The 20,984-nt window shown below is 66.5% G+C and carries 22 protein-coding genes; 12 read left to right on the forward strand and 10 right to left on the reverse strand.

Going from position 1 to position 20,984, the window contains the following annotated elements; translation table 11 throughout:
- The first annotated feature begins 18 nt into the window (after positions 1-18).
- Both nadC and nadA read left to right on the forward strand, forming a co-directional pair.
- Positions 19-861 carry a carboxylating nicotinate-nucleotide diphosphorylase gene (gene nadC / locus GO986_RS11520; RefSeq protein ID WP_157459516.1) on the forward strand — a complete coding sequence of 281 codons (843 nt, stop codon included), beginning with the start codon at positions 19-21 and terminating at the stop codon, positions 859-861.
- Complete coding sequence (gene nadA, locus GO986_RS11525) at positions 858-1,877, forward strand: quinolinate synthase NadA (protein WP_157459449.1); 1,020 nt, start codon at positions 858-860, stop codon at positions 1,875-1,877. Before nadC ends, nadA begins: the two co-directional genes overlap by 4 nt.
- A 248-nt stretch (positions 1,878-2,125) precedes the next feature.
- On the opposite strand, the gene GO986_RS11530 is transcribed toward nadA, so the two are convergent.
- Together GO986_RS11530 and icd are read right to left on the reverse strand one after the other, a co-directional pair.
- Positions 2,126-2,392: a hypothetical protein gene (locus GO986_RS11530; protein WP_157459450.1), complete on the reverse strand. Its 267-nt coding sequence runs from the start codon at positions 2,390-2,392 to the stop codon at positions 2,126-2,128.
- Positions 2,393-2,504: 112 nt separating this feature from the next.
- On the reverse strand, positions 2,505-3,761 hold the full coding sequence (icd, locus tag GO986_RS11535) for an NADP-dependent isocitrate dehydrogenase (RefSeq protein ID WP_157459451.1): 1,257 nt from the start codon (positions 3,759-3,761) through the stop codon (positions 2,505-2,507).
- Positions 3,762-4,096: 335 nt separating this feature from the next.
- Here icd and GO986_RS11540 point away from each other — a divergent pair, with 335 nt between their 5' ends.
- From GO986_RS11540 to GO986_RS11555, 4 genes are all read left to right on the forward strand, one after another.
- Complete coding sequence (locus GO986_RS11540) at positions 4,097-4,330, forward strand: hypothetical protein (protein ID WP_157459452.1); 234 nt, start codon at positions 4,097-4,099, stop codon at positions 4,328-4,330.
- A 203-nt stretch (positions 4,331-4,533) separates the two neighbouring features.
- A complete protein-coding gene (locus GO986_RS11545; protein ID WP_157459453.1) occupies positions 4,534-5,073 on the forward strand; it encodes a histidine phosphatase family protein in 540 nt (179 codons plus the stop codon).
- 89 nt (positions 5,074-5,162) lie between these two features.
- Entirely contained in the window at positions 5,163-5,732 is a 570-nt protein-coding gene (locus GO986_RS11550; RefSeq protein ID WP_157459454.1) for a mycothiol transferase, read from the forward strand.
- Positions 5,729-6,484, forward strand: a complete 756-nt coding sequence (locus tag GO986_RS11555) for an alpha/beta fold hydrolase (RefSeq protein WP_157459455.1) — start codon at positions 5,729-5,731, stop codon at positions 6,482-6,484. The genes GO986_RS11550 and GO986_RS11555 overlap by 4 nt, the downstream gene beginning before the upstream one ends.
- A gap of 243 nt (positions 6,485-6,727) precedes the next feature.
- On the opposite strand, the gene ftsY is transcribed toward GO986_RS11555, so the two are convergent.
- From ftsY to GO986_RS11570, 3 genes are all read right to left on the reverse strand, one after another.
- Positions 6,728-7,684 carry a signal recognition particle-docking protein FtsY gene (ftsY, locus tag GO986_RS11560; RefSeq protein WP_157459456.1) on the reverse strand — a complete coding sequence of 319 codons (957 nt, stop codon included), beginning with the start codon at positions 7,682-7,684 and terminating at the stop codon, positions 6,728-6,730.
- A 68-nt stretch (positions 7,685-7,752) separates the two neighbouring features.
- Positions 7,753-8,010, reverse strand: a complete 258-nt coding sequence (locus GO986_RS11565; protein WP_369409330.1) for a glutaredoxin family protein — start codon at positions 8,008-8,010, stop codon at positions 7,753-7,755.
- Between the two features lie 3 nt (positions 8,011-8,013).
- Entirely contained in the window at positions 8,014-10,101 is a 2,088-nt protein-coding gene (locus GO986_RS11570; protein ID WP_369409331.1) for a protein kinase domain-containing protein, read from the reverse strand.
- Positions 10,102-10,445: 344 nt separating this feature from the next.
- On the opposite strand from GO986_RS11570, the gene GO986_RS11575 reads away from it, so the two are divergent.
- Together GO986_RS11575 and GO986_RS11580 are read left to right on the forward strand one after the other, a co-directional pair.
- On the forward strand, positions 10,446-12,245 hold the full coding sequence (locus GO986_RS11575) for a hypothetical protein (protein WP_439648711.1): 1,800 nt from the start codon (positions 10,446-10,448) through the stop codon (positions 12,243-12,245).
- Between the two features lie 334 nt (positions 12,246-12,579).
- Positions 12,580-13,230, forward strand: a complete 651-nt coding sequence (locus tag GO986_RS11580; RefSeq protein ID WP_157459458.1) for a glycosyltransferase family 2 protein — start codon at positions 12,580-12,582, stop codon at positions 13,228-13,230.
- Between the two features lie 254 nt (positions 13,231-13,484).
- Here GO986_RS11580 and GO986_RS11585 read toward each other — a convergent pair whose 3' ends face one another.
- Together GO986_RS11585 and GO986_RS11590 are read right to left on the reverse strand one after the other, a co-directional pair.
- Complete coding sequence (locus tag GO986_RS11585; RefSeq protein ID WP_157459459.1) at positions 13,485-14,039, reverse strand: hypothetical protein; 555 nt, start codon at positions 14,037-14,039, stop codon at positions 13,485-13,487.
- Between the two features lie 323 nt (positions 14,040-14,362).
- Positions 14,363-14,584: a hypothetical protein gene (locus GO986_RS11590; protein ID WP_157459460.1), complete on the reverse strand. Its 222-nt coding sequence runs from the start codon at positions 14,582-14,584 to the stop codon at positions 14,363-14,365.
- Positions 14,585-14,834: 250 nt separating this feature from the next.
- Between GO986_RS11590 and GO986_RS11595 the strand changes: the two genes are divergently transcribed.
- Both GO986_RS11595 and GO986_RS11600 read left to right on the forward strand, forming a co-directional pair.
- Positions 14,835-15,344 carry a hypothetical protein gene (locus GO986_RS11595; RefSeq protein ID WP_157459461.1) on the forward strand — a complete coding sequence of 170 codons (510 nt, stop codon included), beginning with the start codon at positions 14,835-14,837 and terminating at the stop codon, positions 15,342-15,344.
- A 74-nt stretch (positions 15,345-15,418) separates the two neighbouring features.
- Positions 15,419-15,739, forward strand: coding sequence for a hypothetical protein (locus GO986_RS11600; protein ID WP_157459462.1), 321 nt, complete (start codon positions 15,419-15,421; stop codon positions 15,737-15,739).
- 442 nt (positions 15,740-16,181) lie between these two features.
- Here GO986_RS11600 and GO986_RS11605 read toward each other — a convergent pair whose 3' ends face one another.
- Both GO986_RS11605 and proC read right to left on the reverse strand, forming a co-directional pair.
- Positions 16,182-17,198 (reverse strand): LacI family DNA-binding transcriptional regulator, encoded by a 1,017-nt coding sequence (locus GO986_RS11605; RefSeq protein WP_157459463.1) that lies wholly within the window; start codon positions 17,196-17,198, stop codon positions 16,182-16,184.
- Positions 17,199-17,443: 245 nt separating this feature from the next.
- A complete protein-coding gene (gene proC / locus GO986_RS11610) occupies positions 17,444-18,235 on the reverse strand; it encodes a pyrroline-5-carboxylate reductase (RefSeq protein ID WP_157459464.1) in 792 nt (263 codons plus the stop codon).
- Positions 18,236-18,303: 68 nt separating this feature from the next.
- On the opposite strand from proC, the gene GO986_RS11615 reads away from it, so the two are divergent.
- Positions 18,304-19,116, forward strand: coding sequence for a 50S ribosomal protein L11 methyltransferase (locus GO986_RS11615; RefSeq protein ID WP_157459465.1), 813 nt, complete (start codon positions 18,304-18,306; stop codon positions 19,114-19,116).
- Entirely contained in the window at positions 19,113-19,811 is a 699-nt protein-coding gene (locus GO986_RS11620) for a 16S rRNA (uracil(1498)-N(3))-methyltransferase (protein ID WP_157459466.1), read from the forward strand. Before GO986_RS11615 ends, GO986_RS11620 begins: the two co-directional genes overlap by 4 nt.
- A gap of 341 nt (positions 19,812-20,152) precedes the next feature.
- Here GO986_RS11620 and recO read toward each other — a convergent pair whose 3' ends face one another.
- The gene (recO, locus tag GO986_RS11625; RefSeq protein WP_157459467.1) at positions 20,153-20,914 is read right to left on the reverse strand and encodes a DNA repair protein RecO; all 762 of its coding nucleotides are present in this window, start codon (positions 20,912-20,914) and stop codon (positions 20,153-20,155) included.
- Positions 20,915-20,984 lie beyond the last annotated feature (70 nt).

The following is a 20,984-nucleotide window of genomic DNA, read 5'->3' on the forward strand; positions in this document are numbered from 1 at the left end:
TCTGTCCCCGTGCCTGGCATGTTGAGTCTGGACGAGCGCCTGCGCGCCGCCCTGGCCGAGGACATCGGGCGCGGCGACGCCACCACGCTGGCCACGATTGCCGAGGGCCAGCAGGCCCGCGCCGAATTCCTGCTGAAAGAGGACGGCGTGCTGAGCGGCTTAATGGTGGCTGCCCGCGTGTTTGCGCTGGTAGACGAGCGGGTGACCGTGCACTGGACCGCCCAGGACGGCGAGCGGCGGGGGCGCGGCGTCATCGGCACCCTGAGCGGCCCGGCACGCAGCCTGCTGACCGGCGAGCGGCTGGCCCTGAACCTGCTGCAGCGCTTAAGCGGCGTCGCCACCCAGACGCGGCGCTACGTGGAGGCGCTGGGGCCTGGCCGGACACGCTTACTGGACACCCGCAAGACCACGCCGCTGTGGCGCGATCTGGAAAAGCAGGCCGTCCGGCACGGCGGGGGCCTGAACCACCGCGCGGGCCTGGACGACGGCCTTCTCATCAAAGACAACCATGTGGCTGCTGCTGGCGGCATCGCCGAGGCTATTCGCCGCGCCCGCGACCACGCTTACCTTTTGAAAGTGGAATGCGAGGTGCCGGACCTCTCTGGCCTAGAAGAAGCCCTGCGGGCCGGCGCTGACCGTGTGCTGCTGGACAACATGGACGACGCGCTGCTGGCCGAGGCGGTGGCCCTGCGCGGCAGCTTGGCCCCCCACGTCACCCTGGAAGCCAGCGGCAACATGACCCTGGAACGCCTGCCGAGCGTGGCCCGGAGCGGCGTGGATTACGTCAGCGCCGGCGCCCTGACCCATTCGGCGCCGGCCCTGGACATCAGCCTGAACTTTCTGCCTGAGGACCAACGATGAGCAACCCGACCGAACCAACCCCCCCCTCTTCTGCTCCGGTGGTGCCGCGCCCCCAGGTGCCGCACCGCGACCTGCTTCAGCTGACTGTGCTGCCCGATGAGGCCGAACTGCGCGCCGATATTGTCCGGCTGCGGGCCGAGAACAACGCGGTGATCCTGGCTCACAACTACCAGCGGCCCGAGGTGCAGGGCATTGCCGACTTCGTGGGCGATTCGCTGGGCCTCTCGCGGATGGCCGCCAGGACCGACGCCGACGTGATTGTTTTTGCAGGCGTGCACTTTATGGCTGAAACCGCCGCCATCCTGAATCCGGAGAAAACGGTGCTGCTGCCCGATCTGCGCGCAGGCTGCTCGCTGGCCGACACTGTGACGGCACAGGGCATCCGCGACTGGAAGGCCAAGAACCCCGGCGGTTTGGTCGTGACCTACGTGAACACCACCGCCGATGTAAAAGCCGTTTCGGACTACTGCTGCACCAGCGGCAATGCGGTGCAGATCGTGCAGAGCCTGCCAGAGGGCGTGCCCATCCTGTTCGCCCCAGACCGGTTTCTGGCGGCGCATGTCATCCGCGAAACCGGGCGGCAGATGGACGTGTGGGACGGGGCCTGCCACGTTCACGAGGCCATTCGCCCTGAAGACGTGCAGGGCCAGCAGGCCGCCTATCCAGACGCCGAGCTGCTGATTCACCCCGAATGCGGCTGCTCCAGCCGGATTCTCAGCGCTATTCCAGACCTCCAGCTGTACTCCACCGAGGGCATGATTGGCCGCGCTAAGACCAGCGCCGCGCAGGAATTCATTGTGGTTACCGAAACGGGCATGGTGACCCGCCTTGAGCACGATGTGCCGGACAAAACCTTTATTCCGGTCAGCCGCACCGCCTGCTGCGAGTACATGAAAATGATTACCCTGGAGAACATCCGCGACAGCCTGCTGAACTTGCAGCCGCGCGTGACCGTGCCCGAGGACATTCGCGCGCAGGCCCTGAAACCGATTGAGCGCATGCTGGCGATTGGCTAAAAGGCTGAAGAGGCAGAAAGGCAACCTGGACGTGCCGACTGCGCTGCCTGGTCTGGCCTGATCTCACCACCCAGAGCGGTTGGGTGCTTCTCCCTCAACCGCTTTGAGACGAACGAAGTGAGTGTCCACGGCAGACAGGAACCCAGGGGCGTTGTTGGCCCTAGGATGGAACTGGCAGCCGCTGTGGAACACGTGTTGCTCCTCTTCTACTTGAACTGCTCTGGGCAACAAGATCATAGACAGCCGTGCTAGTCCTCGGCCTCCTGCCTGGGCATTTGCAGAGCAGGCCACCCCACCACCAGTAAGCCGATACCCAGCAGCACCAGCAGCGCGCCGGGCAACAGCAACAACATCAGCGTTTCTGTTCCGCCAAACAACGCTCCAAAGACGCGAATGACCGACACACTGGTTTCGAAGTCAGCGGCCTGCTGGCCCAAGTCAGACAGCAGCAAACCCAGGGCACCCACAAAGAGGCCCAGCGCCACCAGAGCAATCCCCGCTGCGAATGCACACATCAGGGCCACCGTAGCGCGCGGTACAGCGGCCTGTGACCGCACTTGCGGCAAGTGGTCAGCAAAAACGGGCGGAGGCTTTGACGCCCCCGCCCGCTCAATCAGCTTTTCTGGCTTACGCCTTTGCAGCCTTCATGTTCTCGATGATGCGGTCGGCAAACTCGCTGGTCTTCACTTCGGTGGCGCCTTCCATGCTGCGGGCGAAGTCGTAGGTCACAGCCTTTTGCTGAATGGTGGCGTCCAGCCCCTTCAGAATCAGGTCGGCGGCCTCGGTCCAGCCCATGTAGCGCAGCATCATCTCGCCCGACAGGATGACCGAGGAGGGGTTGATGACGTTCTTGCCCGCGTACTTGGGCGCGGTGCCGTGGGTGGCCTCAAAGATCGCGTGGCCCGTCACGTAGTTGATGTTGGCGCCGGGCGCGATGCCGATGCCGCCGACCTGCGCGGCCAGCGCGTCGCTGATGTAGTCGCCGTTCAGGTTCAGCGTGGCAATCACGTCGTAGTCGGTGGGGCGCAGCAGAATCTGCTGGAGGAAGTTGTCGGCAATCACGTCCTTGATGACGATGCCGTTCGGCAGCTGCAGCCAGGGGCCGCCGTCCAGTTCCACGGCGCCGAATTCACGCTTGGCCAGTTCATAGCCCCAGTCGCGGAAGCCGCCTTCGGTGAACTTCATGATGTTGCCCTTGTGCACCAGCGCCACGCTCTTGCGGCCGTTCTCCACGGCGTACTGAATCGCGGCGCGCACCAGCCGCTCGGTACCTTCTTTGGACACGGGCTTGATGCCAAAGGAGCTGCTTTCGGGGAAACGGATCTTCTTGACGCCCATCTCGCGGGTCAGGAAGCCGCGCATCTTGTCGGCCTCATCGGTGCCGGCCTTGTACTCAATGCCTGCGTAGATGTCCTCGGTGTTTTCACGGAAAATCACCATGTCCACGTCCTGGGGGCGCTTGACCGGGCTGGGCACGCCGTCGAAGTACTGCACGGGGCGCACGCAGGCGTACAGGTCAAGCTCCTGGCGCAGCGCCACGTTAATCGAGCGGATGCCGGTGCCCACGGGCGTGGTCAGCGGCCCCTTGATGCCGAACAGGTATTCATTGAAGGCATTGACCGTGCTCTGGGGCAGCCACTCGTTTTCGCCGTAGACTTCCAGGCTCTTTTCACCGGCGTAGACTTCCATCCACTCGATTTTCTTCTCGCCGCCGTAAGCCACTTCAACCGCAGCGTCCAGCACCCGCACCGAGGCCTTCCAGATGTCGGGGCCGGTGCCGTCGCCTTCCACAAACGGAATGATGGGGTGGTTGGGAACGGACAGCTTGCCGCCCTGCATCGTAATCTTCTCGCCCTGCGTGGGCACCTTGATGTGCTTATCCATGTCGGCCCTACTGTACTCCACGCGGCCCAATCCTGACTTTGGTGTCCGTGTTACCCGAAGGGTTTAGACGCAGTTCAAAAGGTGAGGCTGCTCAGAGGAGAGTGATCCCCTCTCCCGCCAGACGCCGAGAGGTCGTCACGCCACTTTCGGAGAGACCACCCCACTGGCCACCACGGATACACTCTGTCTTCACTTCGGGGAGTGCCTAAAGGACCTAAAGGAGAATCAGGGAGAACGCTCCAGTTCTCCTCAAGGGCCGCTCACCTGCCGCCCACCGCCGCGCGGCACTCTGGAAAGACCCATCCGGGAATCCACGCGCAGGAGGACTCTGACCCATGAGTGATAAAAGCACCGCAGAGAATATGGTGGACGCCGCCAAGGCCAAAGTGAATGAAGCCGCTGACCGCGCCCGCGAGGCCGGACACAACGTGGCCCACGCCGTGACCGGCGACGCCCACCACAAGGCCGAAGCGCTGGAAGACCGCGCCAAAGCGGAACTCCACAACACCCAGGCCCACGCGGAATACAACGAAGGCAAGCGTGAGGCCCAGGACGGCGACGGTCACTAACGCCTGAGCCTTCCCTAACCAGTGCCCCCCAGCGGGCGCTGGTTTTTTTGTGGCCCGGTGCAGTCGGACCGTGGCAGGATGACCTCTATGAACCTTCTGGCCGCGGGCCTGCTGGATGACAATGGCCTCCGACAAGCGGCAGAGCGACCGCGCCACCAGTGGCCTGCGCGGCCGCTCGCAGTAAACGTCCGCAGGGAGAAACCATGAAGCTGCCTGAACAGCTGCCGCCTGGGACAGTCCTGCTGGTGCGGCATGCCAGAGCCGAGGGACAGGCCCCAGACGCGGCCTTGACCCCAGACGGTGAGACCGCCGCGCAGAACCTGGCGCGGGCTCTGGCCCACCTGCCGCTGACCCGGATCGTCAGCAGTCCCTGGCGGCGGGCTGTGCAGACGGCGCAGCCACTGGCCGAGAGGCTGACCCTGACCATCCACACCGACGAGCGCCTGACCGAGCGGGTCCTGACCGGCCAGCCAGTGGGCTGGTGGAGGGCCAGCCTCCGCTGGAGTTTCCGCGTGCCGGCCCTGCGGTTTCCAGGCGGCGAATCGGGGCGCCGGGCGCGGGCGCGCAGCCTTGCGGCCCTGGCCGACGCCCGAGACCCGAGCGGCGTGACCGTGGTGGTGACCCACGGGAACCTGATGGCGCTGGCCCTGGGGCTGACCTACGCAGAGTGGGCGGCCCTGACGAATCCAGATGTGCGGGTCTGGTCCACGCTCACTTCACCCCAGAGCGGACGCAGGAAGTGACGGCCAAGAGCGGCAGCAGAAGTGGACACGAAAGGCGGGCCGTTTTCCTCAGAGTGGAGCGGCCAGCCGCGGTCAGGCTAGGCTGACGTATGACCCTGCCCGGCTTGGCCACCACCCTCAAAGATGACCGCGCCTGCGAGATCGTCACGGTAGGCCGCTCTCCCCTAACACCGCTAGTGGCTGCGCTGGTGGATATGCTGACCTACGCCCGGCTGACCACGCTACAGGCCGCAGCCGGCATGACCCAGGCTGAACTGGACGCGGTACCTCCAGGCCTCACCAATTCGGTGGGCATGCTGCTGGCGCACCTGGCGGCGGTTCACCGGATCTACCAGACCATGACCTTTGAGGGCCACGACCCTTACGACGATGAGGCCTTTGCCGCCCACCGCCCTGCCCTGGACCTGGGCGAAGCGGCGCGGCTCAGCGTGCGCGGCCACGACCTCGCGTGGTACGAAGCCGACCTGGAGGCGACCCTGACCGACACCCTGCGTCAGCTGGCCACCAGGGACGATGCCTGGCTCTCTGAGCCTGTGCCCGCCGACCCCCGCATGAACCATCACTGGGCCTGGTTTCATGTCATGGAAGACGAGGTCAGCCACCGGGGCCAGATTCGGCTGATTCGCCGTTTGCTGCGCGGTCAGGACGCTCAGCCATGACCGATCCCCACGCCACGCCCAACGCTGCGGGGAAGCCCTACCAGATAGAGCGGCGCGTCCTCGCTGGGGTGCCCTGTCTGGTCGAGCGGCCCCCCGAAGGCCAGCCCATCCGCGCCCTATGCGTGGTCTATCACGGCGCCTGGGCCACCAAGGAAGGTAAGCTGGGCGTCTACAGCGCCCTCACGGCGGCGGGGGTGGCGGCTATGCTGCCCGACAGCGCCCTGCACGGCGAGCGCCTGGGCGATACCCCACCCGGCCTGAACGCCCGCGAGTACGTCTGGGACAGCGTGCGCCGCACAGTGGCCGAAGCTCCGGCGCTGCTGGACGCGGCGCAGGCGACCTATGGCCCCGTGCCCGTCTGGGTGGTCGGCTCCAGCATGGGCGGCTACGTGGCGCAGACCCTGGGCCGCCTGGAACAGCGGGTGGCAAAGGTCGCGGCCCTGATCACGTCCGGTGTCTGGCAAGAGCCTGAGGTGCGGCGCCCCGAAACGCAGGCCTTTCTAGAAGCCCACCGCCCCCTGACCCATGCAGGCGACCTGGCCCCAAAGCCGCTGCTGCTGGCCAGCGGCGAGGCCGACCCGACCTTTCCGCTGGCAGCGCACCACGAACCGACCGCGCAGGCCTACCGGGCCGCCTACGCCCAAGTCGGGCAGCCCCAGCACTTTCAGGCGCGCACCTACCCCGGCGTGGCCCATTACACCAGCCAGCGAATGCGCGACGATGTGGTGAGGTTTCTGCTGGATGAAGTGTGACTGATGGTGGTTCTCCGTGGCATTGAGGGTGAGAAAGCCTCGTCACTTCAACTGCTGCTGAGCTGTCAAGACCCGCGCTGTTCTCCCCAGCCATCCTGGGGGCTAGATCTATTCAGTGGAACTGGGTGCTGATTGGACAGACCCGAAATCACCCCCTGAACCGAGCGGCACAAGTGACCTCCACCGCCAGCAGAAAGCCAGCGCTCACCGCCGGCTCCCTAACCTGCCCTCTGCTGCTTACTCTTACTCGCGCGGGATATTCACATCAAATAAGGCGCGTACAAATTCACGGCTGTCGAAGGGTTGCAGGTCGTCGGCACCCTCCCCCACCCCGATAAATTTGATGGGCACGCCCAGCTCCCGCACAATCGGCACGAGAATGCCGCCTTTGGCTGTGCCATCCAGCTTGGTGACAATCACGCCGGTCAGGGGCGTGGCCTCGTGGAACTTCTTGGCCTGTTGCAGGCCGTTCTGGCCCGTCACGGCGTCCAGCACCAGCCAGACCTCGGCGGGTTCGTTCGGGTCGGCCTTGTCAATCACGCGGCGCACCTTTTTCAGCTCTTCCATCAGGTTGTGCTTGTTGTGCAGGCGGCCGGCGGTGTCCACGAACAGCAGGTCCGTGCCGCGCGCCACGCGGGCGCTCGCGCCGTCAAAGGCCACAGCGGCCGGGTCGCCGCCGTCCACGCCCTGCACCACCGGAATGCCCAGGCGCTCACCCCAGACGCCCAGCTGTGCCCCAGCCGCCGCGCGGAAGGTATCGCCAGCGGCGAACATCACGCTCTTGCCCCGACCCCGGTAATACTGGCCCAGCTTGGCAATCGTGGTGGTTTTGCCCACGCCGTTGACGCCAATCACCATCACCACATGGCCCTTGGGGTCCACGCTGCTGCGCCGGGCGTCGGGGGTAAAGCCCAGCTTGCGAAACTCGGCGCGGCGGCTGTCGGGTTCGAGTTGCAGGGTCAGGGCGTCCATCAGGGCCTGCTGCAAGTTCTTGCCCTCGCTGGCGCGGATGTCTTCCAGAATTTCCTCGGTGGCGGCGCGGCCCACGTCGGCGGCAATCAGGGCGTATTCCAGGTCCTCAATGGTTTCCAGGCGGCCATTAAAAACGTCGCGCACATCGGTGCCCAGAAAACCGGCGGTGTCGTTGATTTGTTTGCGGGTCTTGCTCAGGCCGTCGCGCAGCCGCTCCAACCAGCTCATACGCAGGCTCCGGGCCGGCGGGACAACAGGGTCATCATGGCTTCACCATAGCGCCCACGGACCAGGCATTATGACCGCCCCGCCGCCTCCCGCAGCAGCAGCACCTTCACCTGGCTCAGGCGGCCCCGGCTGAAGGCCCCCTTGCCCAGCACCCGCTCTCCGCACGCCAGGACCGGCACGTCGTCGCCGTAGCGGGCGCGCAGGCCAGGGTCGGCGTCTACATTTACCCACTCGTAACGGAAGTTCAGGGCGTCCAGATGGGCCCCGGCCTGCTCACACAGGTGGCAGCCGGGGCGGTGATACAGGGTCAGCAGAGGCAGAGCCACGGCTCAGGCGGGCTGCAGCACCTGAGGCCGCGTCAGGATGGTCATGGCCTGCACCGGGGCGTACATGTCGCACTGGCTGAGCAGGTCGCCCGCACCCGAGTAGGTGCGCAGCACCTGACCGCCCTGACGCACCGCGTACAGCTGGCCGTCGGGGCCGACCTGCAGCAGCCACGGCGACTCGGTGGGTTCGCCGACCAGGGTTTCCAGGGCAAACGTCAGGCCCGGCGAGCCGTCAGCTTCGATCTTGCGCACTTTCCGGGCAACGGCGTCCACGATGTACACGGCCCCGTAGTGATCTACTGCCAGGCCGTCCAGCGACCGCAGGCTGTCACTGTTGCGGTCCAGGCGGAAAGCGTAGCGGCTGAGATACTCGCCCTGCGCCGTAAAGCGCTGCACCTCGTTGTTACCGGTGTCCAGGACGTAAACGTGTCCGTCTGCCGAGGCCACGATAGAGCGTGGCTTCTCGAAACGCCCCAGCCCCTGGCCCTTGCCGCCAAAGCGCCGCACGAAGCGGCCCTGCGGGTCAAACACGACCACGTGGTGCGCCTCGGCGTCCAGCACGAACACCAACGCGTCGGTGGCGGCAATCGCCACCGGTTGTAGCAATTCGCCGTCGTTCAGGCCGTAGGGCCCAAAGCTCAGGAGTTCCTGGCCCTCAGCGTCGAGCTTGCGGACCAGGGCGCCCGCCTTGCCCTGGCGGTAGTCCAGCAGCGTCACGTACATGTGGCCCTGCCCGTCACTGCTCATGGCATTGGGCGCGCCGGGCATGCCCTTGTCGCCGCCCGACTGGTCGCGCAGGCTGGCACGCAGCTTGCACTTCAGGTCCAGTAGCCGCACCGTGCCACGCTTTTCCTGCACGCTCAGGGCCAGGGCCACGGGGTCGTTAAAGGCCTCGTCACTCAGGACACCCGCGTCAATGCGCGCAATCACCTCGTCCAGGGTGGGGCGCTGGGCAGGGTCTTTTTCAATCATGTGCAGAATCAGGTCATTGAGCTTGCCCGGCACCTCCAGGCGCACCTGCTTGGGCGGCTTGGGCGACTCGAAGACCTGCTGGTGCACCACTGCCTCGTAACTGCCCTTGAAGGCAGTCTGGCCCGTCACCATCTCGTAGGCCAGCAGGCCCAGGGAATACACGTCGCTACGGGCATCTACGCGGTTGCCCTTGGCCTGTTCGGGGGCCATGTAGATGGGCGTGCCCACGCGGGCGCCGGTCATGGTGAGCCGGGTCAGGACTTTGCCCACCGCAATCCCGAAGTCCATGAGTTTAACCCCGCCCTCGCGCAGCACGCCGTCGGTGAAGGCATTTTTCAGGACCATCACGTTGGCGGGCTTGATGTCGCGGTGCACCACATTCTGCATGTGGATGTGCCGCAGGGCGTCGGCCAGCGCGCGAATCAGCTGCGAGCCTTCACTGAAGCTCAGGCTGCGGTTTTCCAGCAGGCCTTCCAGGCTCTCGCCGTCCAGAAATTCCATGGCGATGTAGTGCTCGGGGTCCTGCATGCGGTAGTCGTACACGCGCACGATGTTGGGGTGGTTAAAGCGCTTGAGGACCTCGGCCTCACGGTAAAAACGCTTGACGAACTTGGCGTCGGCCAGGTACTTGTCCTGCGGCACCTTAAGGGCCACCACGCGGCCGTCCTGGCGGCGCCGGGCGCGGTACACGCTGCCCATGCCCCCAATGCCGATGCGCTCCAGGACCTCGTAATCCTGAAAGCGCAGGTCAATGGCCGTCTGCGCCAGCGTGTTGCGGCGCGAGGGCGGCATGGGGGTGGCGGTGCGCTGCACCCGCACCGGGCGGCCGCGCGCGTCACGCGGACCACGGTGGATGCTGGGCGTGAGCACCCGGCCCAGCCGGAAGGCGGCCGTGGCCAGCAGGAAGGCCGCCAGGCACAGCGCGCCCTGGGCGCGGCCCAGTTCGGCAAAGGCCAGGGGCGCGCCCTGCGGGCCGCCGACGCCCAGGGCCAGCCCGGCCAGCACCAGCGCCAGCACGGCCACCACGCCGGCCGACACAAACCCCAGCACGCGCTCGGGCGCCCGCACCGAGAGCAGCAACCCCACAATGAACAGCGCGCCCAGCAGCAGCGGCGTCACGCCGCGCCGCCCGGCTCAAGAGAAAGAGGGGTCGGCTTCATGATTCCTAGTTATACAAAACAGAACTTGCGCCGCCCTTACAGGCGAGCAAATCTAGGCGTCTGCCTCCCTGGTTCCTCCTGCGGGCAGTCACCCCGTCTGGTGTAGGGCAGGAGCAGGGCTTCGGGGCATACTGTGGGCATGACCGCGCCTGCTGTGGCCACTTGCCCTCTGGTTCAGGGGTCGGCGCGGCCCTTCACCGGCTGGGGAGGCCGCCTGCACATGGGTTACCGCCACTTTCTTCCTGCTGTTTTCTTCTGCTCGTTGGCGTGTAGGGTCGGCTGTGCGGCGCCAGAGGCCGCGTGATGCCGTACTGGGCCGAACTGGTTGAGCTGTTTGAATACAAGGTCACCGATGTGCTGGAGGGCCGGGTGCCGCGCGGGGGCCGGCGCTCCCTGACCGAGCTGCGCGAGGAGTTGCTGGGGGCCCCCCTGGAACCCGCCCTGCTGCGGCGGGTCATGGAAAGTGACCGGATGTTCCGGGGACAGCAGGGAGGCCAGGTCCCCCTACCCCACCGGGGCCGCCCCGCCCCGCTGCCTCACGCGGCCTGGGAGGCGCCCGCCACCGCCGACTCGGACGAAACGCGCGCCTGGGAAGAACTGCACACCCTGTTGTGGCACCACCGCGCTGCCCGCACCCTGCAGGAACTGGCCGGGCACTGGCAGCGCGACGCCACCTTGCAGCGCCTGCGGGTGCTGTACACCGTCGTAGAAAATGCCGAGCGGGCCGTGGGGCCGGGGTACAAGCCCGTGCCGGTGCCCGCTGCCAACGACCCCCTGATGGACCTGCACGACCCCGAAGTCAACCAGGCCATTGCGGGCGCCCTGAGCACCCTGCTGCTGACCGAGGCGGGCCGCAGTCAGGTGCGCACCGCCCTGTCGGAGGTGCAGGCCGAGCCGTTTCCGCGCCACCCCGACGAGGACGTGCTGGCCGCCCGGCTGGCCGCCGCCGAGCGCGAGCCGATGGCCCCCGAAGCCAGAGAGCGCCTGATCGTGGCCCTGAAGGCCGAGTATCCCCTGCCGCGCGACCCGCGCGAGCGCTCGGTCATCCGGGTGGCGGCCCGCGAGGTCGCCGACCAGCTGGAGCCACTACTGGACAGTGCCCCCAGCCGCACCCTGGGGGCGGTGCCGCACGGCAGCGTGCTGTACGCTCAGCATCCCGCCAGCGCCATGCGCGTGCCCGATGACGGCGCCGACCGGCTGATTGTGCATCTGCGCGGCGCCCAGGCGGCCCGCTGGCGCGGTCTGGAACTGCGCTGGCAGCCTATCGGCCCCAACTGGCAGCTTCAGGTGGACGGCCAGGTCACGCTGCTGCGCCCTGGCCTGAGTCCCGCCGACCGAACCCAGACCGTGGCGCTGCCCGGCACTCACCTGCGCCTCTTTGTCAGCGGCGCCTACCTGATGCTGCACATCGACAGTCAGGCGGCGGTCGAACTGGGCCGCCGGGCGTCGCTGGCCCGCGCAGTTTCGCTGCTGCTGGACAGCCAGGAACAGTTTGCCTACCTGCGCCTGGCGCGCGCCGCCGCTGGCCTGCTGCGCGGCGGCCCCCTACAGCTGGACAGCCTGGGGCCAGACAGCGCCCGCAAATACCACGCCGCCACGCCGGACGTGCTGCTGGCCTTTGCCCGCAAGGGGGTGGACAACCTCTCGGCCCGTCTGGGGCGCACGGCCCCGGAGCAGGCTGCCGGGGCGTTTCAGGAGGCTGCCGCCGCCTTGGGGCTCCACCCCCGCGCCGCCGAGCGGCTCCACGGCGCGCTGCACGCCGCGCTGCACCGCCCCGAGCCGCTGCCCGAGCCGCGTCAGGGCGAGCGATTCACCCTGACCGACGAGGGCTTTCTCAGTGTGCAGCTGACCGATGACCCCCTCACCCTGGAAGCTGGGCCGCGCGGCGTCACCCTGCGCTACGACTACAAGGGCGAACTGGTGGCGGTGCTGCCGGGTCTGGCCCCCATGATTCTGCACGACCTGCTGGTGGTGCGCGTGCCGGACCTGCACCTGCTGCTGGTGCGCCACGGCACCTGGCTGGCCGCCACCGTGGGCCGCGACGAGCCGGTGCCCACCCTGCGCCTGGCCGAGCTGGAAACCGGGGACATCACTGCGCACTGAGAGCAGCTTTGCACCGTCTTGTTTTGATGGCAGGCAAACGCTGGCCTTCAGGTCATTCAGGGGCTCTGTTCCGTGCCGCTTTGAATCCGCTGACCTCAGGGCCGCTGAGAGATCAATCTAGAGCAGGTTCTCCTAACAGTGGAGCGCCACCAGCCGTTCGACGAAAGCTCCTCTCCAGGGGCAGAGGCCGGCTGAGTGTGGTTAGCCTACTTGCCTCCGGTCTGCTGAATGATCATAAAGAGCCCTAGACCTCCATCTGCGAGAGGGGACCAGAGACTCTGTGACAGCGTGGCCTCAGAGCTCAGGCCGTTTCTCATCCCTTACCATAGGCGGCATGCCGATGGCCGCTTCCTCTGCCCCGTCTCTGGCGGTGGTGATCCCCGCTTACAACGAGGCCGACACCGTGGGCGCCGTGGTGCGCGTGGCCCTGGAACTGACGCCGCAGGTGGTGGTGGCGTCGGACGGCAGCTGCGACGGCACCGCCCAGGCCGCCCGCGAGGCGGGCGCGCAGGTGGTGGAGTTGCCCGAGAACGGCGGCAAGGGCGCGGCGCTGCTGGCCGGGTTGCAGGCGGCCACCGCCGAGACCGTAGTGCTGCTGGACGCCGACCTGACCGGCCTGACCCTGGACCACCTGCAGCGCCTGTGCGGGCCTGTGCTAAGCGGCGCCCTGGACATGAGCATCGGGGTATTCGAGGGCGGCGGTTTTGTAACTGACTGGGGCAACAAGCTGACCCCCCACCTGAGCGGCCAGCGGGCCTGCCGCCGCGCGTGGCTGCTGGGCGTGCCCGATCTGGGCGCCGAGCGCTGGCCTGAACCGGCCATTACCCGCCACCTCAAGGTCACCGGGGCGCGGTGGGCGTATATGGCGCTCCCCAACGTGGCCCAGGTGGTCAAGGAAAAGAAGCGCGGCTTCTGGCGCGGTGCCCAGGCCCGCACCAAGATGTATGCCGCCCTGCTAACCTACCGCGCTCGCCGCCCCAAATAGAGCAGGTTGCAAAGTGCAGTGAGCGGACCAGGAGCTTCTGCTCCCTCCAGTTGTGATGCACACCTATGTATGGCCGCCCTGCTCAACCCCACTTACCAGCCGCCTTTACAGGCCCTCAGAGCAGTTGAGAGCATCACTCTTCAACCGTACTGGGGCGAAGAGTGGCCGAAACAGACAGCGGTGCCAACAGTCATGTGGGGTGTGGCTAGCCTCAGGGTAAATGAGCCGCCGCTGCCCGTCAGCCTTGCCAGGCGTTATTTCACCAGCTGAATCACGCTGCCGTCGGCTGTGTCAAAACGCACCACACCCACCGTGGGCACAAAGTAGGTGGTCTGGGCACTGACCTTGCCGCCGGCTGTGGTTTCGGTGCGGATTTTCAGGGCGTTAAAGGCGCCCGCAGGCGTGGTCAGCGGCGCCACGCCCGTCACGAGCGAGCGCTGAGTGACCCCAGCGGCGGCGCTTTGCCAGGTCATGCCAGGGCGCAAGGGTCCGGGTGGGTAGATGTTCAGAGGCGGCGTGTACCACGTCAGGCGCCCCCCCGTATTCACGCCGCGCAGCCACACGCTGCCGTCGGCGCGATGTTCTAACAGATCCTGTGAAAAGGTGGTGGCGCCGTACTGGTGACTGACTGGGGTCACGGTGACGCCCCGGTGAACGACTGGCGCCCCAGCCACTTGCGTTTCGCCGCTGCTGTACACCCAGCGCATTCCTGGTCGGCGTGGATAATAGTTGGCATCTGGAGCCAGGGCCTGCGCCCCTGCGGGCAGCAGGAGGCAGGCAAGCAGCAGTCGGGCACGGCGCGCGGTCATCGGCGCCTAGCCTAGCGGCTGACAGGGCCAGCGATGTGCGAAAGAATTCATTGGTGGCCAAGTATCCGCATGGACGCTGAGGCATCAGCTTTCTAAGGCCACTCGTGGCAGAAGGACAGAGCTTACAACGGAGTCGCTCCCTAGCATCCCCTGACGCTCATAAGACTTCTGGAGATTAAGATGACGCCGCACTCAGCATGAAATGTGGTTACCAACCTGCATCGGCCCAGGACGGCATCAGATTGTGCGACCACCTTTGTCCTCGGCTACGCTGCACTCGCCGCACCAGCCTAGAGTGGTGAACAAGGTTCGCCTGCACTGTGTCAACGAATGTGGTTCATCGCACGGTTGTACAGCGTGGCCTGCCACGCCGCCTGACCCTGAATGCGGTAATGCACTTCCTCAAGCTCAACAGCGTGTCCAGCGGCATCCACAAACCGCAGGTCAGCCTCAGGCCGAAGGTTTAGCAGATGTTCGACCAGGCCAATGAACTCTGCTGAAGTGCCCGGCTGACTGAGCAGCTGCTTAAAGGTGCTGAACGTCACCTGGCCTCCACTGCCTGCCGCCGTGGTTCCCTCATAGCGTGGCGGCGCGACTGCACCGCATGACGGGCACGGCAAGGAAAGCCCCAGTTGCTGCATATAGATGGTCCACCGCCACTGACAGGCGCGGCAGGAGACCCTGACATTCGGCTGGTCTTCTTCAAGTGGTCGAAACGGCACCATGCCACCGTATCAAGAGGGCGCCTGAGGCGGCCAGGACTGAAGCAGGCCGCTTCGCGCCTATGATGCGGCTATGCTGGCGTTCCGCTTTCAACGTGCCCGCCCATCCCTGACCCTGCTGGGCCTCGCGGCGCTGCTCGCGGCCTGCTCGTTAGGGCGTGACGAGCGCTCAGCCCAGGCCACCGAGCAGGCCGCGGTTGATGCTGCCCGCGACGCCATGCTTGCGGCCGCCAGAGCGCTGAGGGGCACCGATCTGAAGGCCATAGGCCGCTGGGCCTCGTGCCCAGGCGGCATCGGTCAGCGGTACGTCGGTGGTGGCAGCATGAAGGCCCCGAAAGGTAATATCGCCGGTCAGCTCGAAGCCATCCGGTCAGCTGTGGCCGCCGCCGGCTTCACCGATGTCACCCAGGTCAAGGAAAATGTCACCATGCAGCGCGACGACATCAGCGTCAACCTCAACTACAACCGGGTGTACGAGGGCTGGCCTCTCTCCTTCCGCTCAACGTGTCACACCTATCCCAGAGCGGACGCGAAGCGGGTGAAGTCAAGTGCAAACCGGGAGATTGAAGGTCTTTCCCCCTGATAGCGCCGCCGTCAGCACCTCAGCAATGCCGGCACCTCAGGGGCAATGAACACGCGCCTGCGATAGGTTGACCCATGTCACCAGTGATCGCCTCGGCCGATTTGCGTCCAGAGCACCTGCCAACGGATGACCAGGAGTGGCGAGTCTTCGCTTCAAGTTTCGACGGATACACGCACTGGAATAGCTTTGAGCGCTGTGCCGACATTGCCAACACGACCCTGAGCCAATACACCAGGACGGGCGCGCTGCCCACCGACCTGGACGTGCTGCGGACCTGCCTCTTTTTCGAGCTGCGGCGGGAGCGGCACAGCGGCTATCCGCCGGACGAGGCCGGTCAGCTGTATGCCAAAGCCGTTCAGCAGGCCATTCGTGAACAGGTGACCCGCCGAGCCTAAGGGGCTGCGGTGAGAGCGAGCCGGGCGTGTGGACCGATGGCAACGTCAAGGCCGCACTTGACCGTGACAGTTCTATGTTTGGGTGCAAATGGAGCAATTGCCTCAGACTCTGCCGACTTGCAGGGCTGCGCAGGAGAGGCTGAAATGACCCGCAGCCTGCTGCTTTATTCCGTCGTCTGGAGACTGACTGAGGGCTGAATTCGCCCGGCGAGCGTGCAATTGAGCGCCAACTCAAGCCCGCGCTGCTTTAGAAGCCGGCAAGAATTCGTTCTCTCCATCTGCCATCTCGCCCGAGGCGCTTACTGTGCTCCGGCAAGACAGGCCTGGAACACCTATCGTGAAACCACTGAGCAGGTCAGAGCCTGCTCCGCGCCGTGCCCTGAAGAGGCTTGAGCCTCCCTCAAGGCCGGCGCCTCCAGATCTGTACCTCCTCCCCTATCCATCAGTGGGTGCCCCGGCGGCTGGCGACCGATTCTCGCAGCATCAGCTCCTGGCGGGGCGCGAACGGTTCGGGGGTTTCGCCGCGCAGGCGCCCCAGCACGTACCGCGCCAGCCACTGCCCCATCTCGGCCATTGGCTGGCGCACCGACGACAGCGGCGGCGTGGTGTACGACGACCCCGGCAGGTCGTCAAAACCGATCAGAGACATATCCTCGGGCACGCGCAGGCCCAGGCGGTGCAGGGCCAGCCGGGCGCCGTAGGCCATCTGGTCGTTGGCCGCGAAAATGGCCGTCAGGTCGGCGTGGCGGTTGAGCAGACGCTGCATCCCGATCAGACCAGACGGCTCCTGAAAGTCCCCCTGCACCACCAGCGACGGCTGAAAGCGCAGGCCGCATTCCTCCAGCGCTTCGCGGTAGCCGCGCAGGCGGTCACGGGCGTCGGTGTGGTCCTGCGGGCCGCTGATGTGCCCAATCACCCGGTGGCCCCGGCCCACCAGATAGGTCACGAGGTCGCGCGCCGATTGGCGGTTGTCCATGGTCAGCGCCACGCCGCCCCAGTCCTTCAGGTCCACCTCGCGGCCCAGCACGCCCACCGGCAGCCGGGCCGCCACCTCCCGAATCTCGTGGTCGGGCATCTGGCCGCCCAGAATAATCAGCCCTTCGACCCGGCGGTTGAGCAGCAGGCTCACGGCATGCTCTTCCTCACCCGTGCGCCAGTGTCCGCTGATAATCAGGGGCGAAAAGCCACTGCCCATCAGGCCGCGCTCGATGCCGCTGAGGGCATCGTTGTAAAAGGGACTGGCGATATCCGGTGTAAGGACGCCAACGATGCCCGACGATCCGGTGGCCAGGCTACGTGCAAAGGCGTTGCGGGTATAGCCCAGTTTCTCGATGGCCTGGCGCACCTGCCGCGCCTTGTCGTCATTGACGCGGGCCGTACCATTCAAAATGCGCGAGACCGTGCTGGGCGAGACCCCCGCCTCCCGCGCCACTTCACTGAGGGTCACGGCGCGGGTCATGAACGGCGCGTGGCCCTCCGGCGGGCCGGAGCAAAGAAGGCTGAAGGCATGCCACAGCATACCTGAAAGCGCTTTCATAGGTCCGCTTTTTGGGCACAGTCAAAGAAAGTGGGCAACAGCCGCGTGGAAAGGCGTCCAGAGTCTTACTGTCCTAGCCTTTCCGAGTCAGCGACTTTGAAAAACATCGCAAGCCACCCCTACTGACAGGAGGCGGGAGGGAAGCCGCGCTCCCCTCCTGCTGGACCTCAGTCCTGATCTTTGCCCAGCTCCGTGCCCCGGCGGGTGGCCTGCACCACCGCCTCAATCAGGCCGCCGCGCACGCCAGACGCTTCGAGCGCCGCCAGGCCCGCAATCGTGGTGCCGCCCGGACTGGCAACCTCATCTTTGAGCAGCCCTGGGTGGGCGCGGCGCTGCAGCAGTTCGCCGGCCCCCACGAGCAGCTTGGCGGCGAGTTCGTTGGCCAGCGGTCGGGGCAGGCCCATGCGCACGCCGCCGTCGGCCAGAGCCTCGGCCACCACAGCGGCGTAAGCGGGGCCAGAAGCGCTCATGCCGGTAAAGGCGTTGAACAGGTGTTCCGGCAATTCGTAGGTGTCGCCCACCGCGCCAAAGAGGGTGCGGGCAAAAGCCAGGTCCCCAGCGTCTCCGGCCTCACGCGGGCCGGTGATGGCAGTCTGACTCAGGCCAATGGTAGCCGCCAGATTGGGCATCACGCGCACCACACGCTTGGTGCCCAGGCGCCGCGTCAGCGCCGTGACGCTCACGCCCGCCATCGTGGAGATGTAGCCGGCATTTTCCTGGGCCAGCCACTCGGCGGCTTCGGGGAACACGCGCGGTTGCAGGCTGATCAGGATGCGCTCGGCGCGCGCCAGGTCACCCGGTACCAGCACGCGCGCCCCGCTGCGGGCCGCAATCTCCTGGGCGCGGGGCGCGTTGGTGTCCAGCAGGCCAATCTCGTTTGCCGGGATGACCCCGCGTGCCGTCACGCCCTCCAGCAGAGCCAGGCCCAGTTTTCCCACACCAACGATTGCGAGCTTCATCCTGGTCAGTATAGGTGCGCTTCCCCGCACGTTCTGACCCCGCCCACGCCATGCCCTAGACTGGCGGGATGCTGGTGTACCACCTCCCCGGAACGTTCGAGACGCGCGAAGCCCACCTGGACCTGCTGTGGCAGGCCGGGGCCACGGGCCTGGAGGAACGGACGGGCGTCATTCGGGCCTATTTTGACGAGGAAACCGAGCTGGCTGCCGACATCCGCGACGGCGAGTGGCGCCGTGAAGCCGACCAGGACTGGCTGGCCGAGTTCAAGGCCAACCTGCGCCCGGTGCAGGCGGGCCGGGTCACCATCGTGCCGCCCTGGCTGCGCGCCGAGGTGCTGGCGGAGCAGACCGCGCTGGTCATTGAGCCGGGCATGGCGTTCGGGACTGGCCATCACGCCACCACGCGCATGGCGGTTGAGGCGCTGAGCGACCTGGACCTGACGGCACAAACCGTGCTGGATGTCGGCACCGGCAGCGGCGTCCTGGCCATCGCAGCGGCGCTGCTGGGCGCGCCCTACGCGCTGGGAGTGGACATTGACCCCATCACCATTCCGATTGCGCAGGAAAACGCCGAACTGAATGGGGTGCCCACGGGCCGGGCCGTGTTTTTAGAAGGCACCCTGGGCGACGACCTGCCCGGCGACGTGGTGCCGGACGGCGTGTATGACGTGCTAGTAGCCAATCTGTACGCCGAACTGCACGACCTGCTGGCTGGGGAATATGTCAGTCACCTGCGCCCCGGCGGTCCCCTGGTGCTGACCGGCATTCTGACCAGCAAGCTGCCGCTCGTGCTGGAGGCCCTGGACCGTGAAGGCTTTACCGCTGTGCAGGTGCGCGAAGACGGCGAGTGGGCACTGGTAACGGCCCGCGCCGGCGCATGACCCTGCCTCGCCACCGCCTGCGGGTCCCCGAACTGGCGGCTACCATGACGCTGGGGCCTGCCGAGGCTCGCCACCTACATGTCCTGCGGCTACAAGCAGGCGACGAGGTCCGCGTCTTTGACGGCCAGGGCCACGAGGCGCGGGCCACCCTGCTGGAGTTGGATGCCGGCAGCGCGGTGCTGACCCTGGGCGAGGCGGTCAGCGGCGCCGCCGAAACGCCGTTTCCCCTGACCCTGGCCGCCGCCCTGCTGAAGGCCGACAAGCTGGCCGATGTGGTGCGCGCCGCCACCGAACTGGGCGTGGCCGAGATTCGCCTGCTGGTCACGGCCCGCGCCGACGTGCGCGAGATAGGCGACCAGAAACTGACGCGGCTCGGCCGTGTGGCGCAGGAAGCCAGCAAGCAGTCGCGCCGCGCCGTGGTGCCTGTGGTGCATGCGCCTGTCCCTCTGGCCACCTTTGCCCCCCAGGGGCAAGTGCTGGTCGCGCAGCCGGGGTCAGTGCTGCGGGTGGCCGAGGTGCTGCGCTGGACTGCCCCCGTGACGGTGATCACTGGCCCCGAAGGCGGCCTGACCGACGCCGAGGTGGCCGCCCTGGTGTCGCGCGGCGCGCAGGCCGTGACCCTGGGACCACGCATCCTGCGTGCCGAGACCGCGCCAGTGGCCCTGCTGGGCGCCATCGCCGCGCTGGGTGAGTAAGCAGAGCTGCTGCCCTTGCCAGAAGTAAAACCCTCATTACAGCGCGCTTCTGAGCTGGGAAGGGTCACGACTCTGGCCGTCCACGCAGCAGCCAGAGCCCTCAGGGCTCAGTTTTCAAAAGTTCTCGAATGAGCGCCCCAGCAGGGTTCTGCACCAGAGCCAATGGCTGATGAACAGCGGTTGAACGGCTACGGCTTCCGTCTATCAGGCGGGCAGCGATTTACCAACACCACGCCCGGAACCCGTTTTTCTTCTTCGCCCTGATCGAATTTCGTCGTTTTCGCAAATGGTCGGATCGGCGTCCATAAGAAAGAGCCAGACGGCGCTCCCAGCTCCTTCACTCAGGCCACGTCAGACGTGCGGAGCGTGTCTTGCATCGCGCTGACAGCCGTGGGCACCAGCTGACGCCAGGACTGCACGTTGCCCACCTGCACCGTGACGAACCGTTCCAACGCGCGCCACAGGGCCGGACGCTGGTCGGTGGGCAGGGGCTGGGCCATGCTTTCGCGCACGGTGCGGCGCACGGCCCCCTGTAAAAACGCCAGCGACTCAGGCGGATAGGGCGGCAGCGCGGCGCAGGCGCGGCACAGCACCTGTCCGCCCAGCGGGTCTGGATGCTCCGGCTCGGGGGCGCCGCAGCGGACACAGCGCGCCGTCTGCGTCACAAAACCGGCCAGGGCCAGTAGTTTGTAACTCATGACCAGCGCCACCCACTCGGGGTCAGGCTGGTGGGCCACGCCGCGCAGCGCGCCGGCAAACAGGTCAAACGCCTGCTCGCTAAATTCGCCTTCTTGAAATAGGGCGTCAGCAAATTCGGCCATCAGGTGAGCAAAGGCGTAGCGGCCCGGCTGCGCCAGCGACGGCAGCGCACCCTCAAGCACCGCCTGTTTGACAGTGGCCAGGTCATTCTGCGGCGTCTGGTAGATTTGCACGCCCACATGGTGAAAAAGGTTCAGGCGGCTGGACAGCGGCCCGCGCACCCCACCACGCGCAATGGCCTTTAATTTGCCCTGCGGGGTCAGCAGGGTGACCAGAATGTCCCCGGCAGGCGTCACGCGCCGCCGGAGCACAATGCCGCTGCGGTTGGCGGTACGCGACCTCATCGCCAGGCAGTGTAGCGCCGGAGCCCAGCGGCGGGCTGTGCCTCTGTCCACCTTCGGGTCCCAGGGCCTC

The organism is Deinococcus arboris, assembly GCF_009755355.1.
Taxonomy (GTDB): domain Bacteria; phylum Deinococcota; class Deinococci; order Deinococcales; family Deinococcaceae; genus Deinococcus; species Deinococcus betulae.